This window comes from Vibrio sp. M260121 (assembly GCF_036533715.1).
In the GTDB taxonomy this organism is placed as follows: Bacteria; Pseudomonadota; Gammaproteobacteria; order Enterobacterales; family Vibrionaceae; genus Vibrio.
Genome location: NZ_JATABF010000021.1, coordinates 62,021 through 81,733, shown reverse-complemented (window position 1 = coordinate 81,733; position 19,713 = coordinate 62,021). Strand labels below are relative to the sequence as shown.

The window sequence follows — 19,713 nt, the reverse complement described above, 5'->3', positions numbered from 1 at the left end:
GCATGTGTTAGGCCTGCCGCCAGCGTTCAATCTGAGCCATGATCAAACTCTTCAATTTAAGATTTTGTTCGGCTCAATGAATACTGAACATTACATAAGTAATGTTTGAATTGACTGTGCTGAATCTTTCGATTCAATGGTCACTTCGTTTCATTGAAACCTAATTTGAAGCCGAAGCTTCTAATTGGATTATCATCAACGAGTGCCCACACAGATTGATAGGTCTATATTATTAAAGAGCTTTCCTATTGAGCTTCGCTCAAATCGGACGGCCATTTTAGCGAGTTAAAGTTTAGTGTCAATCACTTTTTTCAAACTTTTTTCAAGCGTTTCCGCTTGGCTAATTGGCTTGCTAACTCAACCTCGTTTCTTTCGAAGCGTTGCCGTGTCAGCGAGGTGGCATTATAGAGATTGCGATCACATTGGCAAGCCCTTTTTCTCTTTTTTTTTGATTTTTTTGCCGTTTGAGTGTTTTTTATTCTAAAAGGCGAGTTTTTACTATTCTTCTTATCAAATATCACCGTTATTAACGCTTTATAAGGAATAAAGATGAGTTCAATTAGAAGTTATAAAGGTATACGTCCTCAGTTGGGAAAGCGTGTCTACGTCGACTCAACCTCTGTTTTAGTCGGTGATATCCGAATTGGTGATGATTCTAGTATCTGGCCATTGGTTGCAGCTCGTGGCGATGTAAACCACATTCATATCGGTGACCGTACCAACGTTCAAGATGGCAGCGTGCTTCATGTGACACATAAGAATGCGGATAACCCACTCGGCTATCCTCTCATCATAGGTAATGATGTCACCATTGGTCACAAAGTAATGTTGCATGGCTGCGAGATACACGACCGCGTATTAGTAGGTATGGGTGCGATAGTTTTGGATAATGTGGTTGTAGAATCTGACGTAATGATAGGTGCAGGCAGTTTAGTCCCACCAGGGAAGAGGTTAGAAAGCGGCTATCTATATGTGGGAAGCCCAGTAAAACAAGCTCGCCCTTTATCAGAACAAGAGCAAGCTTTCCTACAAAAGTCTGCCAACAATTATGTACAAAACAAAAACGACTACATTAATGAGGTGGAAGACATCAATAAGTAGTCTGGCAGAGTCAGCTAGCCGATGATGATGTGGCCTTCTTCATTGAAGGCTTCATCTTCTATTAACTCTTCTGCTATTTCTTCTAGATCAAAGCGATTATCAACGAAAGCCTCTATGGCAACTTGCTCATTAGCTATGATTAAGCCACTCAACTTTTCTAACTTTTGTTTGGTTACGTAGCATTCAATCAATGCGCCAGCCTGTTGGGCTGCGAAATTGATTGATTGTGATGCTTCATCCCATGATTGCATGTCTGGGAATAGAATGGATTGATTCATCTCTTATTGACCTTCGAGGTTCTTTCTTAATTCTCTGAGTATTTGCTTCGCGCCAGGACGCAAACCACGCCATAACATAAAGCTTTCAGCCGCCTGTCCGACCAACATTCCAAGGCCATCATAAGCATGAGCCGCTCCGTGTTCTTTCGCCCACTGGTTAAAGCTTGTTAAACCCTTGCCATACATCATGTCGTAGCTAGTGCTATTGGTGGAAAAGATAGCAGAAGAGACCGCGGGCAACTCACCGTTTAATGAAGCAGAGGTTGAGTTAATAATCACGTCGTACGCTTCTTCTATTGTCGTCATATCTTTCGCTACAATAGGACCGTGTGAGACGAATAAGTCTGCAAGCTGTTGTGCTTTACTAAAAGTACGGTTAGTAATCGTTAAAGAAGCAGGTTTCTGATCAAGGAGTGGTTTAATCACACCACGAGCAGCACCACCAGCGCCAATGACCAGAATTCTCGCGCCTTCCAATACGACTTGATGCTGTAGTAGGTCTTGTACCAAGCCCTCTCCATCGGTGTTGTCACCAATTATTTCTCCGTCATCTAGCTTCTTCAGTGTGTTCACAGCACCGGCTAGCTCTGCTCGCTCAGTAAGACGATTGGCAAATCGATAAGCATCTTCTTTAAAAGGCACTGTCACGTTACACCCTTTCCCATCGTCAGCAAAAAAAGCTTTTGCTGCTTCAACAAAGCCATCAACAGGGGCAGTTTCTGCGGTATACACCAATGACTGATTGGTTTGACGAGCAAACAAGGTGTGAATGAATGGCGACTTGCTGTGTCCGATAGGATTACCAAACACGGCATAACGATCAATTTGCAGAGTCATTTCCTTACCTTTATTCCTTACCCATATATAAAAATAGGGCCATCTGATTTACCGATGACCCTATCACTATCTATCTATGCAGAAAAGGAGATTCAACGCTTACCACTCTCGTGGCGTTAGGTATCGCTCGTAAAGTTCAGCTTCTGGAGAGCCAGTCTGTGGTTCGTAGCTGTATTCCCAACGTGCAAGTGGTGGCATCGACATAAGAATTGACTCTGTACGACCGCCACTTTGCAAACCAAACAGAGTGCCACGGTCATACACTAGGTTGAACTCTACGTAACGACCACGTCGATACAGTTGGAACTCGCGCTCGCGCTCACCGAACTCGATGTCTTTACGACGAGATACAATCGGTAGGTAAGCTTGGCAGTATCCCTCACCAACCGCTTTGATGTAGTCAAAACACTTATCAAATTCCCACTGGTTTAAGTCATCAAAGAATAGACCACCAACACCACGAGTTTCATTTCGGTGTGGGAGGAAGAAGTATTTGTCACACCACGCTTTGTGCTCTGGGTAAACTTCGTCACCAAATGGCGCACAAAGCTGTTTTGCTGTGTCGTGCCATGATTGGCAGTCTTCTTCAAATGGGTAGAAAGGCGTTAGGTCAAAACCACCACCAAACCACCAGATTGGGTCTTCGCCATCTTTCTCTGCAATAAAGAAGCGGACATTGGCATGTGAAGTCGGTACATAAGGGTTTTTAGGGTGAATAACCAAGGAAACACCCATCGCTTCAAAACGACGCCCCGCTAGCTCTGGACGATGTGCCGTCGCAGATGCTGGCATTTCATTACCTTCGACATGAGAGAAGTTCACTCCTCCTTGCTCGAAGATATGACCATCACGCAATACGCGAGTACGGCCACCGCCACCAAGACGCTCTCCTTTTTCACGTTGCCATGCGTCTTCAACAAAGACGGCCTTTCCATCTTCTTGTTCTAACTGCTGACAAATGGAATCCTGAAGTGACATCAGGAACTGTTTTACGGCGTGCTTATCGATTGCTGACATACGTGTAGTACCTATTGATTGCTGACTAGCAGGGTTAGCCCTGTCTTAATATTTGCGAGGTTTTAGCATCACGAATTTCACTCGGCTTGTCACGACCGCTGGTTTCACCACGTAAGATCGCCACAAGTCTATCGCCTAACTGCTCTTCAACTTCTTCCGTCGTCATACAAGGAGGCTGACCAGTAAGATTCGCGCTGGTAGAGGTTAGCGGCTTTCCGAACGCATTACACATCTTTTGTACTAAAGGATGATCCGTCACACGCACTGCGATTGAATCAAATTGTCCCGATACCCAGTGAGAAACTTTGTCACTTGCAGGCATGACCCACGTGTATGGCCCAGGCCAAGTTGCATGGACTTTATCTAATTGCTCTTGAGTCAGCTGAGATTCATCAATATAAGGCAGAAGCTGCTCATAGCTCGCAGCAATAAGGATTAAACCTTTCTCTACTGGACGCTGTTTTAGCTCTAGCAGTTTTTGAATCGCTTCCGGGTTATCTGGGTCACATCCAACACCAAACACCCCCTCTGTTGGGTAGGCAATCACTTCACCTGTTTGTAGTGCTTTTAGCACCTGTTCAAAGTTCTCCACCGATACTTCCTGATAATCTTTTCTGTTGTGTTTGTACTAAGTGTACAAATATTCATTCTCAGAGACTAAAGCAATTTGTTTATAAAATGTATCAATAGCATTTACAAACACACGCAAACGTTTGCTTGAGGTAAAAATCCCCGTATAATGCGCACAAATTTATCAGCTCACCTAATTTTGCAGCTTGAAGGAGTTTGAGATGAAAGTCGGTATCATCATGGGTTCTAAATCAGATTGGCCAACCATGAAACTAGCAGCGGACATGCTGGATCAATTTGGCGTGTCTTACGAAACAAAGGTGGTGTCAGCTCACCGTACTCCTCAATTGTTGGCTGATTACGCAAGCAGCGCGAAAGAACGTGGCATTAAAGTCATCATCGCAGGTGCGGGCGGTGCTGCTCACCTACCAGGTATGGCGGCGGCGTTTACTAGCGTTCCGGTACTTGGCGTCCCTGTGCAGTCTCGTGCGCTGAAAGGCATGGACTCACTGCTTTCTATCGTACAGATGCCAAAAGGTATTGCGGTTGGTACATTGGCGATTGGCGAAGCAGGCGCAGCAAACGCTGGCATCCTAGCAGCTCAAATCCTTGGTACACATGATGAAACGATCATGGCAAAAGTCGAAGCGTTCCGTAACGAACAAACGGAAACCGTATTGGCGAACCCAAACCCTGCTGAGGATTAATCAGATGCATGTACTGGTTCTTGGTGCGGGTCAGTTGGCTCGTATGATGTCTCTGGCTGGTGCGCCACTGAATATTCAAATCTCAGCTTACGATGTGGGCAGCGGTAACATCGTTCATCCACTGACTCAGCACGTACTAGGCAACGGCTTAGAGAATGCAATTGAACAAGTCGACGTCATTACTGCTGAGTTCGAGCATATCCCGCATGACGTGCTCGATGTTTGCGAAGCGAGCGGCAAGTTCCTACCAAGTACGCAAGCCATCAAAGCAGGCGGTGATCGCCGCATTGAAAAGGCATTACTTGATGATGCTGGTGTGCGTAACGCGAAATACTACGTAATCGAAACTCGTGAAGACTTTGACCGTGCAATTGAACACGTTGGTATGCCAATGGTTCTGAAAAGTGCATTGGGTGGTTACGATGGTAAAGGCCAGTGGCGCTTAAAAGAAACTTCTCAAGTCGACGACATTTGGACAGAGATGGCAGAGTGCATTGCCGCATCACCAACTCAAGCGATTGTTGCTGAGGAATTTGTCCCTTTCAACCGCGAAGTTTCACTGGTTGGTGCACGTGGTAAAGATGGCAGTGTTGAAGTGTACCCTCTGGCAGAGAACGTTCACACCAATGGTGTATTGAGCCTTTCTACTGCGATTGATGCACCAGAGTTGCAAGAGCAAGCAAAACAGATGTTCACGGCCATTGCCAACAACTTGAACTACGTTGGTGTGCTAGCGCTGGAGTTCTTCGATGTTGACGGCACTTTGCTAGTTAATGAAATCGCACCACGCGTACACAACTCTGGTCACTGGACTCAACAGGGTGCAGAAACTTGTCAGTTTGAGAACCACCTACGCGCCGTGTGCGGCATGCCTTTAGGTAGCACTAAGCTAGTTCGTGAGACCTCGATGATTAATATCCTAGGTGAAGACACACTGCCAGAAGCATTGCTAGCGATGGATGGTTGTCACATTCATTGGTATGGCAAAGAAAAACGTGCGGGTCGCAAGATGGGACACATCAACGTATGTAGTGACTACACTGGCGAACTTAATCGTAAACTTTGTGCATTAGCAGATGTATTGGATGAGCAGGCTTTCCCTGCCGTGCATGAATTTGCCAAGCAGTGGCAAGCATAGAAAAGCAGCGGAATAAATAGCAAAAGGGTCGCATGATGCGACCCTTTTTAATTCGTACTGAAGGTTATTGTGATTGAGTATGCTGGCACTTACGACTCGCGCATTGCAGTTTAACCCCGCTGGCAAGTTTCTTTTCTACCAACAAGGTAAATCCACATTCCTCGCAGCGGCCTCTTACAGGCGCCAAGTTAACCGCAAACTTGCACTTCGGATAGTTATCACACGCGTAGAATGTTTTACCAAATCGGGTTTTACGCTCAACCAAATGTCCTTTGCCACATTCAGGGCAAGCGTGTTGCTCTTTCGCTTGCTGCTCTGGCTCTGGTTGGTTAATCGACTCAATATGATGGCATGCTGGGTAATGGCTACAACCAACGAACATACCGTAGCGCCCTTGGCGGAGTACCAATTCATTGCCACACTCAGGGCAAGGCACACCCAACTCTTTCACGATGTGACCGTCATTGCTGTGTAGCGGCTTAATGTAATCGCAACTTGGGTATTGGCTACAACCTAAAAAAGGACCGTGTTTACCGTGCTTAAGCGACACTTCCCCACCGCATTTAGGGCAAGGTTCGCGCTCAAGCGCATGCTCGTGTGCCGAGAAAAGGTTGTGATCGATTTTACTACTCATACTCACCGCTCAAGCGAAGATATTAATGAAGAATACCTTGTTCCTTGGTGTACAGCAGCTCTTCCATCAGCGTGTAGGCGTTTTCGTTGCCTGGAACATTAAATAGCACCATAAGAATGATCCATTTAAGGTCCTCAAGCTCAAACTCATTGGTTTCAAGCCCCATTACACGGTCGATAACCATCTCACGCGTTTCTGTGGTCAGAACATTGATTTGCTCTAGGAACAACAAGAACCCACGACATTCGAGGTCCAGTCGCTGCATCTCAGATGCGGTATAGATACGTGTCGATGCCGATGCAATGCAGGTTGAAATGGCTGAATGTTCATCGCTTTGTTGCAATGCCGCCAGCTCTTCTAACCAGACAAGGGCTTTGTAGATGTCTTTTTGCTGGAAGCCTGCACGAAGCAATTCATCTTCCAATTCGTCTTGTTCGACTTGTAACTCTGCATCGCTATGGATGTAGGTTTCGAATAGATACATAAGTATATCCATCATCATAGCTAGCCCCTCCCCTTTCGAATATAGCCACCGGATACTGCAACAACATGCCCTGAAAGCTCAAGCTCTAAGAGCTGCATCATGACTTCTTGAACAGGTATATTGGTCCTGCTTGCAAGAATATCAACTGGTGTAGCCTCATTTCCTACGTTAGCTAACAGCTGAGGAAATGGCAATTCTTCTTCATCAATTGGCGTAGAAAATAAATCTAAGCTCTGATTAATAGACCAGTCGAGTAAAGACTGTATTTCATTCAGCACCTCTTGAGTATTTTGTACGAGGCAAGCTCCGTTACGAATCAATTGATTACCGCCACTGGCGTTAGGAGCATTAATCGAAGCTGGCAGAGCGAAAACTTCTCGACCTTGCTCAAGGGCATAGCGAGCAGTGATTAAGGAACCACTTTTTTCAGCTGCTTCCACCACCAAAACACCCAGCGACAAACCACTAATAATTCGATTACGACGTGGGAAGTTTTCTGCGCGAGGCTTAGCATCAGGACGAAACTCAGAGACAAGCGCACCATTTTCCATCACTCGCTGCGCCAAACCTCGGTGTCTTGCTGGGTACACTTGTTCCAACCCAGAACCAAGCACTGCGATGGTTTTACCTCCAGCTAAAAGCGCGCCATCATGAGCATGACCATCAATACCTAATGCTAAACCACTGGTGACGATCAGATCGTGTTGTACCAAGTCTGATGCAAAGCCTCTTGCATGTTGTAGTCCATCCACACTGGCATTACGACTGCCAACCATAGCAATTTGTGGCTGAGACAAGCAGCTCGCGTCTCCCTTTACGAATAATAAAGGAGGCGGTGCGACGGTTTGTTTGAGAAGTGGCGGGTACAAAGCATCCGCCAAAGTAAGAATATGATGATGAGAAGATGCTGCAGCCCAAGTCAGACAAGCATCGACTTCTTTATCGACCTGCGACCACGCTTGCAGTTGTTTTGCCGTTAAGCCTAAAAGCTGAAGCTGCTCCGTGGAATATTGAACAATATTACTCGGCGTGTCTTTGCTCAGCAGCTTACTCAGCTTGACCCCGCCAATGCCTGGCAAACAACTCAACTTTAGCCAGGCGGCGAGGTCCGTATCATTGTGTGGTTTCATTGGTGGCCGGTTCCTCTACCAGAGGAGAAACCACAGATACCTCTTTATTGATTGGTTTGGTGCTATTGGTGATCAGAGCAAGGCTGAAATATTCATAAGGGCGAATCACGAGTAACTCACCAACTTTACTCTGTGGCAAAGTGATCTTGGAATCGAGAAAACCGTTGTCCTTAGCAAAGTCATCACCATCTTTATAAACAGGATGCGCATCTTCTTTAAGATCGAACACACTGCCTTGGCGAAGTTCGTCCGATGTGCCTTTATCGATCACCACCACTTGGTTAGTCGAGCTAAAGCGAATGCCTTCAATATTCCCCAATAACTTAGCAGAACTGCCTTGCGGCGAAGGTAATGGATAGAAGGTGGCCGTGAAATCCCCGTTTTCTAATGCTTGAACCGGCAAAGCAATATCATTACGGATAATCTCTTGCAGTTGAGTGGTGATTTTCAGTCCTGAAAATTCATCCGACGCCTCGATCAACTCACCTTTGGCAATCAAACGTAATGCCGTGATTTGTTGTGATACATCATCTCGAGAGAAAGTTTCCACAGGTCGATAGATTGCCCAATCTGTCCATGCTTGCTTGCCACTGATATACAGCGTGTCTTCTGCGGTCAGGTATTTACTGCCTTTACTGCTACCCATCACCTTCGCCGCGTTTTCTAATGTCTCATCATCCAATAAGCGATCGGATTTTAAGTACGGCATCACCAAACCTTCGGCTACGGTAGGTACCGCTTTCTTTTCAGTGATGCGAGCTTTAGGGCTGAGTTTTTTGACGGGTTTTAAGCTCAAGACTGGCTGACCGTTAATCCACACCAGCGATAACTTATCTCCCGGATAAATCAGGTGCGGGTTATCGATCTCTGGGTTCACTTGCCACAAACGAGGCCACAACCAAGGGCTATCCAGATACATCGCTGAAATATCCCAAAGCGTATCACCTTTGACCACAACATAAGTTTTGGGTGCATCATCTTTAACGGTAAGTGGTTGGGAGTCCGTATTTGCTACAACATTGAAAGAGAAAAGTAACGGCAACGTAATACGAGAAACGTTGCGGAAAATTCGATTCATGACCCTCGTCCTTGGTCTATTAGGCAGTTACCAGAATGGAAATTGGTATCAGGATGCTGTCATTTAGGTCATAAAATGTCTAGAATTGAGCCAACAAGGTTTGTGCTGTTACGGCACAGTTCAATATTTCGAGTGAATATGTCTGTATTACAAGTATTAACATTCCCAGATGATCGCCTGCGTACCGTTGCAAAACCTGTAGAAGAGGTGACACCTGAGATTCAAAAAATCGTCGATGACATGATTGAAACCATGTACGACGAAGAAGGTATTGGCCTTGCGGCAACGCAGGTTGATATCCACAAACGTATCGTAGTTATCGATATTTCAGAGACTCGCGATGAGCCGATGGTGCTTATCAACCCTGAGATTCTGGAAAAGCGTGGCGAAGACGGCATCGAAGAAGGCTGTCTATCGGTACCAGGTGCTCGCGCACTTGTGCCTCGCGCTGCTGAGGTTACGGTTAAAGCCCTAGATCGCGACGGCAAAGAATACACATTTGACGCTGACGATCTGCTAGCAATCTGCGTTCAACACGAACTAGACCATCTAATGGGTAAACTGTTCGTTGATTACCTATCGCCACTTAAGCGTAAGCGTATTCAAGACAAGCTAGCAAAAATCAAACGCTTTAACGAGAAACAGCAGAACGCTTAATCTCGATACAATTTAATTAGAAGGAAGCCTACCTTGAGCCAGTCTTTACGTATTGTCTTTGCAGGTACTCCGGATTTCGCCGCCCGTCACTTGGCGGCGTTGTTGTCTTCGGAGCACGAAGTAATTGCGGTATACACTCAACCAGACCGCCCAGCAGGTCGTGGTAAGAAGCTTACTGCCAGCCCAGTGAAAACCATCGCGCTTGAGCACGACATTCCGGTATACCAGCCAGAAAACTTCAAATCAGATGAAGCTAAGCAAGAGCTTGCTGATCTGAACGCCGACATCATGGTGGTTGTGGCTTACGGTCTATTGCTTCCACAAGTTGTGCTAGATACACCTAAATTGGGCTGTATTAACGTGCACGGTTCGATTCTTCCTCGCTGGCGTGGTGCAGCCCCGATCCAACGCTCAGTTTGGGCTGGTGATGCAGAAACAGGTGTAACCATCATGCAGATGGACATTGGTTTGGATACAGGTGACATGCTGAAAATCGCAAAATTGCCGATTGAAGCAAGTGACACCAGCGCATCTATGTACGAAAAACTTGCAGGCTTAGGCCCTGATGCTCTGATTGACTGCCTAGCAGACATCGCAACAGGTAAAGCTGAGCCAGTGAAGCAAGATGACGAGCTTGCAAACTACGCGAAGAAGCTGAGCAAAGAAGAAGCACGCATTAATTGGAATGACGACGCGGCACACATCGAGCGTTGCGTTCGCGCATTCAACCCATGGCCAATGAGCCACTTTGAAGCGGCTGAAAACAGCATCAAAGTATGGCAAAGCCGTGTGGCGGAACAAAACAGTGACAAGCCAGCGGGCACTATTGTGCAAGCAGATAAAACCGGCATTTATGTTGCGACAGGCAATGGCACACTGGTACTGGAACAACTGCAAGTTCCGGGTAAAAAAGCCATGTCAGTTCAAGATATTTTGAACTCACGTGCATCTTGGTTTGAAGTTGGCACCCAACTGGTTTAAAAAGCCAGACAATAGTGTCAAAGACCAATAATACGAACTTTTAGAGGGCAGAGATGCCCTCCTTTACTTTAAGGTACTCATCATGAATGTTCGCGCTGCGGCTGCCAACGTCTTGTATCTTGTCGTCGACAAGGGCCACTCACTTTCAAGCGCTCTTCCAGCGGCTCAACAAAACGTACGACCACGTGACCACGCTCTTCTACAAGAGATCTGTTACGGCGCTCTACGTTACCTCCCTCGCCTAGAAATGATTGCAAACCAGTTGATGGATAAGCCGTTAAAAGGCAAACAACGCGTTTTCCATCACCTTATTTTGGTAGGCATTTATCAACTAAGCTTCATGCGTATTCCTGCGCACGCTGCAGTCGGTGAAACAGTTGAAGGTACTAAAGAACTGAAAGGTCCTCGTCTGCGCGGTCTTATCAACGCGGTATTGCGTAACTACCAGCGCAACCAAGAAGAACTAGACCAAATGGCGGTCAGCAACAATGCAGGCAAGTACGGCCACCCAAGCTGGTTACTTAAACTACTGCAAGAAGCTTACCCAGAGCAGTGGGAAAGCATTGTTGAAGCCAACAACCAGAAAGCGCCAATGTGGTTGCGTGTAAACCACCAGCACCACACTCGTGATGAATACCTTGCGCTACTCAAAAATGAAAACATTGATAGCACGCCACACACACAAGCAATGGACGCCCTAAAATTGGCCGCGCCATGCGATGTGATGAAACTGCCAGGCTTTGAAAAAGGTTGGGTATCGGTGCAAGATGCGGCAGCACAGTTGTCGATTAACTATCTTGAACCAAAAGATGGCGAGCTGATCCTAGACTGCTGTGCAGCACCGGGCGGTAAGACGGCACATATTCTTGAGCGTACGTCTGGCAGCGAAGTGGTTGCCATTGACTGCGACGACACACGTCTTAAACGTGTACATGAAAACCTGAAGCGTCTCAACCTTCAGGCAAAAGTGGTTTGCGGCGATGCGCGTCATCCTCAAGAATGGTGGCAAGGCGAACAATTTGATCGCATTTTGCTGGACGCACCATGTTCTGCAACGGGCGTAATTCGTCGTCACCCAGACATCAAATGGCTACGTCGTGCTGATGATATTGCCGCACTGGCGGAGCTACAGAGCGAAATTTTTGATGCAATGTGGACGCAACTGAAACCGGGCGGCACCATGGTTTACGCGACTTGCTCAATCACACCACAAGAAAACGTGGAGCAAGTAAAAGCGTTCTTAGCACGTACTGCGGATGCGCAACTAGTGGACTCTGATCCCGAACAACCTGGTCGTCAGATTCTACCAGGTGAAGAAGATATGGATGGTTTCTACTACGCAGTGCTAACGAAAAAACACGCGTAACAGCATGCTAAATAGGGCGATTGAAGCGAATTCAATCGCCTTTTTCAGATAACGAGTAAAGAGTATGAAAATCATTATTCTTGGTGCTGGTCAGGTTGGCGGCACATTGGCAGAAAACCTCGTTGGTGAGAATAACGACATCACCATCGTCGACAAAAATGGCGACCGACTGCGAGAGTTGCAAGACAAGTACGATCTTCGTGTTGTTAATGGTCACGCGAGTCACCCAGATGTGTTACGTGAAGCAGGTGCACAAGACGCCGACATGCTAGTTGCGGTGACCAACACCGATGAGACCAATATGGCCGCGTGTCAGGTTGCCTTCACTCTGTACAATACCCCAAACCGTGTTGCACGTATTCGTTCTCCAGAGTACCTGGCAGAAAAAGAAGCGCTATTCAAATCTGGTGCAATCCCTGTCGATCACCTTATCGCACCAGAAGAACTGGTAACCAGTTACATCGAACGCCTTATTCAATATCCTGGCGCATTGCAAGTCGTCAGCTTTGCCGAGCAAAAAGTCAGCCTAGTCGCAGTAAAAGCCTACTATGGTGGCCCGCTGGTTGGTAACGCTCTATCCGCTCTGCGTGAACACATGCCACACATCGATACTCGTGTTGCTGCGATTTTCCGTCAAGGTCGCCCTATTCGCCCACAAGGCACCACCATCATAGAAGCTGATGATGAAGTTTTCTTTGTTGCAGCAAGTAACCACATTCGCTCGGTAATGAGCGAACTTCAGCGCCTCGAGAAACCTTACCGCCGCATCATGATTGTTGGCGGTGGTAACATCGGTGCGAGTTTAGCCAAACGCCTTGAGCAAACTTACAGTGTTAAACTGATTGAGCGTAACTATCAGCGTGCAGAGAAGCTGTCTGAGCAGCTAGAAAACACCATCGTCTTCTGTGGTGATGCTGCGGATCAAGAACTGCTGACCGAAGAAAACATCGACCAAGTAGATGTGTTCATCGCGTTAACCAACGAGGATGAAACCAACATCATGTCAGCGATGTTGGCAAAACGCATGGGCGCGAAGAAAGTGATGGTGCTGATCCAGCGCGGCGCTTATGTCGACCTAGTACAAGGCGGCGTGATTGATGTGGCGATCTCACCACAGCAAGCGACGATTTCTGCCCTACTCACGCACGTTCGTCGTGCTGACATCGTTAATGTATCTTCTCTGCGTCGTGGCGCGGCAGAAGCCATCGAAGCCGTTGCGCACGGTGACGAAACCACATCGAAAGTGGTGGGTCGCGCGATTGGCGATATCAAACTCCCACCAGGAACCACCATTGGTGCTATCGTTCGTGGCGAAGAAGTTCTTATCGCACACGATCGTACCGTCATCGAACAAGATGACCACGTCGTGATGTTCCTGGTCGACAAAAAGTACGTACCAGACGTCGAAGCGCTGTTCCAGCCGAGTCCATTCTTCCTCTAGGATTTTCCTATGGTCAACTTACGTCCCGTACTGTTTGTTATCGGGCTGGTTTTATCCAAACTGGCCCTTTTTATGTACGTGCCGACTTTGGTCGCGTTTTTCACTGGTACGGGCGGATTCCTCGATTTCGCCCAAGCCGTTGTGATCACCCACCTAGCTGCATTCATCTGTTTGACGATTGGCCGAACCGCCAAGTTCAAACTCAGTGTGCGTGACATGTTCCTCATCACCAGTTTGGTATGGACCATCGCCAGTGCGTTTGCTGCATTGCCGTTTGTGTTTATCAACCACATTAGCTTTACCGACGCCTATTTTGAAACCATGTCTGGCATCACCACAACAGGCTCTACTGTACTCAGTGGTTTAGACAACATGGCGCCGAGTATCTTGTTGTGGCGTTCCATCTTGCAATGGTTGGGTGGTATTGGCTTTATCGTAATGGCGGTAGCTATCCTACCAATGCTTAACGTTGGTGGTATGAAGCTGTTCCAAACCGAATCGTCTGATTGGTCTGATAAGAGCAGCCCGAGAGCCAAGACCGTCGCGAAGAACATCGTATTGGTGTATCTGATGCTGACAGGCTTGTGTATTGTGGGTTATTTGCTGACTGGCATGAACCTGTTTGAAGCGATCAACCACGCGTTTACAACCCTATCTACGGGCGGATACTCAACGTCTGACGGTTCGATGAACCACTTCTCTAATGGTGCGCACTGGGTCGCGACCACCTTTATGTTCCTTGGTGGCCTGCCATTCCTGTTGTTTGTTGCCGCGCTACGCAAGCGCAGTGTCGAAGTATTAATTAGAGATGCTCAGGTACGCGGTTTTGCCTACTTGTTCTTATTCTCTAGCTTAGTGGTTTCTGCTTGGTTGGTGATTCGCGATGGTTACACCATTTTGGATGCACTGCGCGTTTCAATGTTCAACATCGTATCGGTGGTGACGACAACTGGGTTTGGTCTAGAAGACTTCACCGCATGGGGCGCTCTACCTACCACGCTGTTTGCTTTCTTAATGATGGCGGGCGCGTGTTCGGGCTCGACCTCCGGCGGGATTAAAATCTTCCGCTTCCAGATCGCGATGACGCTGCTTAACAAGCAAATCATGAAACTGATTCATCCATCTGGCGTGTTCGTTCAGCGCTACAACCAACGCCCAGTGAATGACGATATTGTTCGTTCAGTGGTGGCATTTGGTTTGATGTTCTTTATCACCATCATCTTTATCGCAGGCTGCTTAAGTGCACTTGGCCTAGACCCTGTGACCAGTATTTCTGGTTCCATTACCGCAGTAGCGAACGTGGGTCCGGGTATGGGCAGCGTGATTGGCCCAACAGGTAACTTTGCACCGTTACCAGACGCAGCTAAGTGGCTGCTAAGCTTTGGTATGTTGATGGGCCGTCTGGAAATTCTGACTATTCTTGTACTGTTCTTCCCTGCGTTTTGGCGCCGTTAAACAGACTCAAATAAAAGGTATAACAATGAAAACATGGATCACTCTGGCGACCCTACTCGCATCTTCATCGGTTTACGCAGCCGAAGTTGTGAAACTGGCGGATGGGCGCGAAGTAAAACTGAACGACGACTTCACATGGGAATATGTCGTGAAAAAGGCCACACCAAAAGCCGCAGAGACCACACTAGAGAAAGTTGAAGCAGTAGAAGCTGCGGCTGTCGTAGCCTCAACCACCGCCGTTGAAGCCGTGGCAACTTCAGCTCCTGCAACAACAGAGATGGCAACAATTCCAGTTGTGACCAAGAAAGTCGGTACCACCGTTGTTGTAAACGCGAAGAAGCCAACCATGCAGCTATCTGATTCAGGTGTGGATGTATTGATTGGCTCGGCAAGCTACGAGGATGGTGAACTGATCTTCCCTACTTCTATCACGAACCAAAGCTCACAATCGGTGATTCAGGTAGAAGTGGAAGTGCAGGTATTCGATATGACTGGCAAACAATTGGCGAAAGAAAACATCACGGTTTGGCAATCTATCAAACGCATGGCAGATACCTACCTTCGCCCACAACAGGCCGAGCAAGGTAAAGCGATTAAACTGGCAGTGCCACAGTCGCAGCAATACCAGTTCTCAGCAGAAGTATTAGAAGTGAAAACTCGCTAATACGATACGACATGCTTTGTCGGGTTTATCTCTATCAGCTAGATAGGCTCGACAAAGTAATAAATCGCGAAGAAGTGACACACACAACCCGCCAACACAAAGCCGTGCCAAATTGCGTGATTAAAAGGGATCCGCTTAGCAACGTAGAAAATCACCCCGATCGAATACACCAATCCACCCGCTGCTAATAGTGTCAGACCACCAATATCGAGATTTATCGCCAACTGATAAATCACGATCAACGATAACCACCCCATCACCAGATACGTCATCAAAGACAATTTTTTGAATCGATAGACAAACGCGACTTTCATGATGATGCCAATCAGCGCAATGGTCCAAATCACAATCATCAGCCCAATCGCCAATGGTGTACGCAGACTCACCAATAAAAATGGCGTGTAACTACCTGCAATCAAAAGGTAGATGGCACAGTGATCGAAGGTTTTCAGCCAACGTTTGGCTTTCGGGTATGGAATGGCGTGATAAAGCGTAGAAGCCAGAAACAGCACAATCATACTAGAGCCGTAGATTGCCATACTGGTAATGGTCAGCGTGTCCGCTTGATGATCAATCGCTTTAACCAGTAGTAAAACCAAGCCTACAATACCGAAAATCATTCCGATACCATGGGTAATGGAGTTGGCCAGTTCTTCGCCCTGACTGTATTGTGCTTTCTGAGGTGAGGACATGAACGTGCCTATACTAGAGTTTTGAATATTCACTCTAGTATGGCACATTAAGCGTACACGTGTAAGCTTAAATTAAGACTCGTGTGCAGCCGTGGTTTGTTCGAGGTAATTCAGGATTAATGGACCAACGTCATCCAGTTTCGTGTTCACCGGAATGCTCAGTTCGCGTTTTAGTTTGCCACTCCCGAGTAAGCTTGCCAGCATGCCACTTGCTCCGCTGCGGGTGCGGTCCACTTCAAACCACAGTTTGAGGTTCTGCTCATCGCGGTGAGCAACAAACTCCAACTCTCGCCATACGCCATGATATGGGCCATCGGTTGGCACCATTTCAAACTCTTGTACAAATGGTAGGTCGAAGCCTTTGACTTCTTCGCACTCTACTTGGCGAATGCGCAAGCCTTGCGACTCAAAAGCAGACAAAACGGCATCCATAAGTGGGTCAGGTCTAACGGTGAGAATGTCTTTGTCGGTAGGGTCGAGCGCCATCGCAACGTCCAAACCCGTTTCTAACCAGACTTTGGCATCACCGATGGTGACAGGGGTATTCCACGGCACATCGAGTTTAACTTCGAAGGTTCGATCTTCGCCGGGATGGATAGTAAATGCGTATGGGAGGTTCCACTTTGCCAGAACATGCGTTTGGGGTACGCGTCTCATGCTGTGCCCTTCTCTTGCTCCACGATCGTCTGGCGCTTCCGCGATATAACGGCAACACAGCTTGAGATCGATGTTATCGATCGCTTGTTCGGTCGCTCCGCCATAAACGTGGATAGAGACATCCACAATCTGACCGGGAAACAGCACGTCTTGGTTTAGGATCGAATCGACCTTAGCACTGCCGATCCCAAAACTCGCAAGTGTCTTCTTCAAAAATGACATATGCACCTCCTTGGTAGAGATCTCATACTACTACTGCTGATCATGGGATCAAAACAAATTTTCGTCTCGAATTCGCACAGAAAACCATAAATTCCATACAATTCAACTGCTCAACTATCGACCAATTATGACAGGAGTGCTAACCTATACATGATATGCATGCATATCGTTATTCCTGATTCATTATTTGGATTGGCGAGAGCCAGAAGAGCCACCCTTCAAGCAGTTGAAGCTCAACTCATAGTGAGTTAGGCCATTACATCGGCAATGGATATGCCTGGCAGTTAGGTATCTAAATGCGCCCAACAACAGTCAGGTTCGCACATACAAATCGTAGTGCAATGCGCCGTCGCAGTGGTTTTACTACTGCGCCAAAGGCAAAACTAGTTGCGCCAGCAATGACTCTGGTTGAGAAGACAGCGATTGTGCCAAGTGTTCCAAACAAAGTTATCAAAGCAGCTTAATTAAAAAGCGCGGCAATCACCGCGCTTTTTTCTTTTCTCTCTACCCTTTTCCTATTTGGTGTTCGCCGAGCAATTTGATACCTTTAGTAGCAAATAACACCTATAAATTATGTGGAGAAAGAAATGAAGTGTCATCGTATTGAAGAGCTGCTTGAGCTACTAGAGCCTGAGTGGCACAAAGACCAAGAAATGAACTTGCTACAATTCATCATGAAGCTGGCGAACGAAGCAGGTTATGAAGGTAAATTGGAAGATCTGACCGATGACGTGCTGATCTACCACCTAAAAATGCGCAACAGCGGTAAAGACGAAATGATCCCGGGTCTAAAGAAAGACCAAGAAGACGACTTTAAGACCGCGATTCTACGCGCGCGCGGTATCATCAAGTAAACCGCGCAACACCTAGCATTGATAAGCGACTCATTTGAGTCGCTTTTTTTATAACTAAATCAAACACTTCAAACGGCAGTTATAACTGTTCAGTCATTTATCTGGTTAACTGTACTGACTTTTGTTGTTAAACATTGACTGCGTTAAAGAAACGGAATTGTTATTGATTGTATAATCGCCGTTCATCAGTATTTACTAAAATAATTATGTTCAACCATATGTCATGGTTTGAACCAAACAGCAATGTCATCGAGCGACATCATTAGAAGTGCCGCCGTACATTATAAGAAAGCCTAAAGAAGGATGAGTGCATGAGTCAGGATAAGATTGATATCAAAGATGTGACTCCAAAGACCTTTAACCCCAAGACCCACAAAGGCAACGGGGACCGTTTCAACCCAAGCAATCGAATCTATGTTCGCGAAAGCAAAGGTACGTTCCAAAAACTGCGTCGCTACGGCGGTTGGTTTTTGTTGCTGTTTTTTGCCCTGATTCCTTGGATTCCTTACGGCGAGCGCCAAGCCATTTTGCTGGACATCGGTAACCAGCAGTTCAACTTTTTCGGCACCACGCTGTACCCACAAGACCTCACCCTACTCGCTCTGCTATTTGTGATAGCCGCGTTTGGACTGTTTTTTATCACTACCTTCTTAGGCCGGGTTTGGTGTGGCTATCTGTGTCCGCAAACCGTGTGGACCTTTATGTATATATGGTTTGAGGAAAAACTAGAAGGCAGTGCCAATAAGCGTCGTAAACAGGATTCCAACAAGCTAACCGCTAACTTAGCGATGCGTAAAGCCCTCAAACACATAGCGTGGTTTTCGATAGCCCTCGCAACTGGCTTTACCTTTGTCGGTTACTTTGTGCCAATGAAGCAACTGGTTATCGACTTTTTTACCTTTAATGCTAACTTCTGGCCAGTATTTTGGGTGATGTTCTTTGCCATTTGTACTTACGGCAACGCTGGGTGGATGCGTTCTATTATGTGTATTCACATGTGTCCTTACGCGCGCTTCCAATCGGCGATGTTCGATAAAGACACCTTCATCGTGGGCTACGATTCTAGTCGTGGTGAAAAACGCGGCCCTCGCTCACGCAAAGCCGATCCAAAACAACTTGGCTTGGGCGACTGTATCGACTGTGATTTGTGTGTTCAGGTATGCCCAACTGGCATCGATATCCGTGATGGTTTGCAGTATGAGTGTATCAACTGTGGTGCATGTATTGATGCGTGTGACAACACCATGGAACGCATGGGTTACGAGAAAGGCCTAATCAACTACACCACAGAGCATCGTCTCTCAGGTAAGAGTACCAAGGTCATGCGTCCAAAACTGCTTGGCTATGGTGCGGTACTACTAGTGATGATTGGCCTGTTCTTCCTCCAGGTCGCATCGGTTGATCCAGCAGGCATGAGCGTACTGCGTGACCGTAACCAATTATTCCGAGTGAACAGCTCTGGCGAAGTGGAAAACACCTACACGCTGAAAGTCATCAACAAAACTCAACAAGTTCAAGAATACGATTTGAATGTAGAGGGACTAAGTGATGTCAGCTGGTATGGTAAACAAACCATCCAAGTTGAACCGGGTGAAGTACTGAACTTACCAATGAGCCTTGGCGCAGATCCTGACAAGCTAGACTCTGCGATCACGACAATTCAGTTTATACTCACCGATAAGAGCAACGAATTCACTATCGAAGTAGAAAGCCGATTTATCAAGAAGCTATAACTTCGATGACTAATGGA

At 46.9% G+C, this 19,713-nt stretch carries 22 protein-coding genes; 12 read left to right on the top strand and 10 right to left on the bottom strand.

Features of this window, described 5'->3' with window-relative positions; genetic code table 11:
* Window positions 1-549 precede the first annotated feature (549 nt).
* Complete coding sequence (locus QTO06_RS13330) at window positions 550-1,101, top strand: gamma carbonic anhydrase family protein (RefSeq protein ID WP_005535485.1); 552 nt, start codon at window positions 550-552, stop codon at window positions 1,099-1,101.
* 14 nt (window positions 1,102-1,115) lie between these two features.
* On the opposite strand, the gene QTO06_RS13325 is transcribed toward QTO06_RS13330, so the two are convergent.
* From QTO06_RS13325 to QTO06_RS13310, 4 genes are all read right to left on the bottom strand, one after another.
* Window positions 1,116-1,379 carry a DUF1488 domain-containing protein gene (locus QTO06_RS13325; protein ID WP_331408433.1) on the bottom strand — a complete coding sequence of 88 codons (264 nt, stop codon included), beginning with the start codon at window positions 1,377-1,379 and terminating at the stop codon, window positions 1,116-1,118.
* Window positions 1,380-1,382: 3 nt separating this feature from the next.
* Window positions 1,383-2,216 carry a shikimate dehydrogenase gene (gene aroE, locus QTO06_RS13320; RefSeq protein WP_331408432.1) on the bottom strand — a complete coding sequence of 278 codons (834 nt, stop codon included), beginning with the start codon at window positions 2,214-2,216 and terminating at the stop codon, window positions 1,383-1,385.
* Between the two features lie 99 nt (window positions 2,217-2,315).
* Window positions 2,316-3,233, bottom strand: coding sequence for an oxygen-dependent coproporphyrinogen oxidase (hemF, locus tag QTO06_RS13315; RefSeq protein WP_010645751.1), 918 nt, complete (start codon window positions 3,231-3,233; stop codon window positions 2,316-2,318).
* Between the two features lie 34 nt (window positions 3,234-3,267).
* Window positions 3,268-3,825, bottom strand: coding sequence for an L-threonylcarbamoyladenylate synthase (locus QTO06_RS13310; protein ID WP_051119338.1), 558 nt, complete (start codon window positions 3,823-3,825; stop codon window positions 3,268-3,270).
* Between the two features lie 199 nt (window positions 3,826-4,024).
* Here QTO06_RS13310 and purE point away from each other — a divergent pair, with 199 nt between their 5' ends.
* Both purE and QTO06_RS13300 read left to right on the top strand, forming a co-directional pair.
* The gene (purE, locus tag QTO06_RS13305; protein WP_005429815.1) at window positions 4,025-4,510 is read left to right on the top strand and encodes a 5-(carboxyamino)imidazole ribonucleotide mutase; all 486 of its coding nucleotides are present in this window, start codon (window positions 4,025-4,027) and stop codon (window positions 4,508-4,510) included.
* Between the two features lie 4 nt (window positions 4,511-4,514).
* Window positions 4,515-5,648, top strand: coding sequence for a 5-(carboxyamino)imidazole ribonucleotide synthase (locus QTO06_RS13300; protein WP_331408430.1), 1,134 nt, complete (start codon window positions 4,515-4,517; stop codon window positions 5,646-5,648).
* A 64-nt stretch (window positions 5,649-5,712) separates the two neighbouring features.
* On the opposite strand, the gene QTO06_RS13295 is transcribed toward QTO06_RS13300, so the two are convergent.
* Genes QTO06_RS13295 through QTO06_RS13280 form a run of 4 tightly spaced genes read right to left on the bottom strand, consistent with a single transcriptional unit; the run spans window position 5,713 to window position 8,974 of the window.
* Window positions 5,713-6,282 carry a DNA topoisomerase family protein gene (locus QTO06_RS13295; protein WP_331408428.1) on the bottom strand — a complete coding sequence of 190 codons (570 nt, stop codon included), beginning with the start codon at window positions 6,280-6,282 and terminating at the stop codon, window positions 5,713-5,715.
* Window positions 6,283-6,304: 22 nt separating this feature from the next.
* A complete protein-coding gene (locus QTO06_RS13290; RefSeq protein ID WP_005429833.1) occupies window positions 6,305-6,784 on the bottom strand; it encodes a DUF494 family protein in 480 nt (159 codons plus the stop codon).
* 2 nt (window positions 6,785-6,786) lie between these two features.
* On the bottom strand, window positions 6,787-7,896 hold the full coding sequence (gene dprA / locus QTO06_RS13285) for a DNA-processing protein DprA (protein ID WP_331408426.1): 1,110 nt from the start codon (window positions 7,894-7,896) through the stop codon (window positions 6,787-6,789).
* Window positions 7,880-8,974: a LysM peptidoglycan-binding domain-containing protein gene (locus QTO06_RS13280; RefSeq protein WP_331408424.1), complete on the bottom strand. Its 1,095-nt coding sequence runs from the start codon at window positions 8,972-8,974 to the stop codon at window positions 7,880-7,882. The genes dprA and QTO06_RS13280 overlap by 17 nt, the downstream gene beginning before the upstream one ends.
* A gap of 138 nt (window positions 8,975-9,112) precedes the next feature.
* Here QTO06_RS13280 and def point away from each other — a divergent pair, with 138 nt between their 5' ends.
* The 6 genes from def (at window position 9,113) to QTO06_RS13250 (ending at window position 15,538) form a co-directional block, all read left to right on the top strand.
* Entirely contained in the window at window positions 9,113-9,631 is a 519-nt protein-coding gene (def, locus tag QTO06_RS13275) for a peptide deformylase (RefSeq protein ID WP_045498040.1), read from the top strand.
* 33 nt (window positions 9,632-9,664) lie between these two features.
* Window positions 9,665-10,612 (top strand): methionyl-tRNA formyltransferase, encoded by a 948-nt coding sequence (fmt, locus tag QTO06_RS13270; RefSeq protein WP_331408422.1) that lies wholly within the window; start codon window positions 9,665-9,667, stop codon window positions 10,610-10,612.
* Between the two features lie 82 nt (window positions 10,613-10,694).
* Window positions 10,695-11,978: a 16S rRNA (cytosine(967)-C(5))-methyltransferase RsmB gene (rsmB, locus tag QTO06_RS13265; protein WP_331408421.1), complete on the top strand. Its 1,284-nt coding sequence runs from the start codon at window positions 10,695-10,697 to the stop codon at window positions 11,976-11,978.
* A gap of 64 nt (window positions 11,979-12,042) precedes the next feature.
* Window positions 12,043-13,419, top strand: a complete 1,377-nt coding sequence (trkA, locus tag QTO06_RS13260; protein WP_061036157.1) for a Trk system potassium transporter TrkA — start codon at window positions 12,043-12,045, stop codon at window positions 13,417-13,419.
* A gap of 9 nt (window positions 13,420-13,428) precedes the next feature.
* A complete protein-coding gene (locus QTO06_RS13255; RefSeq protein ID WP_005440768.1) occupies window positions 13,429-14,874 on the top strand; it encodes a TrkH family potassium uptake protein in 1,446 nt (481 codons plus the stop codon).
* 25 nt (window positions 14,875-14,899) lie between these two features.
* Window positions 14,900-15,538: a DUF3157 family protein gene (locus QTO06_RS13250; RefSeq protein WP_331408418.1), complete on the top strand. Its 639-nt coding sequence runs from the start codon at window positions 14,900-14,902 to the stop codon at window positions 15,536-15,538.
* A 38-nt stretch (window positions 15,539-15,576) separates the two neighbouring features.
* Here QTO06_RS13250 and trhA read toward each other — a convergent pair whose 3' ends face one another.
* Both trhA and QTO06_RS13240 read right to left on the bottom strand, forming a co-directional pair.
* Window positions 15,577-16,230 carry a PAQR family membrane homeostasis protein TrhA gene (gene trhA / locus QTO06_RS13245; RefSeq protein ID WP_010444687.1) on the bottom strand — a complete coding sequence of 218 codons (654 nt, stop codon included), beginning with the start codon at window positions 16,228-16,230 and terminating at the stop codon, window positions 15,577-15,579.
* Window positions 16,231-16,302: 72 nt separating this feature from the next.
* The gene (locus tag QTO06_RS13240) at window positions 16,303-17,109 is read right to left on the bottom strand and encodes a sporulation protein (protein WP_331408417.1); all 807 of its coding nucleotides are present in this window, start codon (window positions 17,107-17,109) and stop codon (window positions 16,303-16,305) included.
* Between the two features lie 296 nt (window positions 17,110-17,405).
* On the opposite strand from QTO06_RS13240, the gene QTO06_RS13235 reads away from it, so the two are divergent.
* From QTO06_RS13235 to ccoG, 3 genes are all read left to right on the top strand, one after another.
* The gene (locus tag QTO06_RS13235; RefSeq protein WP_020196731.1) at window positions 17,406-17,573 is read left to right on the top strand and encodes a hypothetical protein; all 168 of its coding nucleotides are present in this window, start codon (window positions 17,406-17,408) and stop codon (window positions 17,571-17,573) included.
* A gap of 123 nt (window positions 17,574-17,696) precedes the next feature.
* Window positions 17,697-17,963, top strand: coding sequence for a YihD family protein (locus QTO06_RS13230; RefSeq protein ID WP_005429763.1), 267 nt, complete (start codon window positions 17,697-17,699; stop codon window positions 17,961-17,963).
* A 311-nt stretch (window positions 17,964-18,274) separates the two neighbouring features.
* Window positions 18,275-19,696: a cytochrome c oxidase accessory protein CcoG gene (ccoG, locus tag QTO06_RS13225; protein ID WP_331408415.1), complete on the top strand. Its 1,422-nt coding sequence runs from the start codon at window positions 18,275-18,277 to the stop codon at window positions 19,694-19,696.
* Window positions 19,697-19,713: the final 17 nt, after the last annotated feature.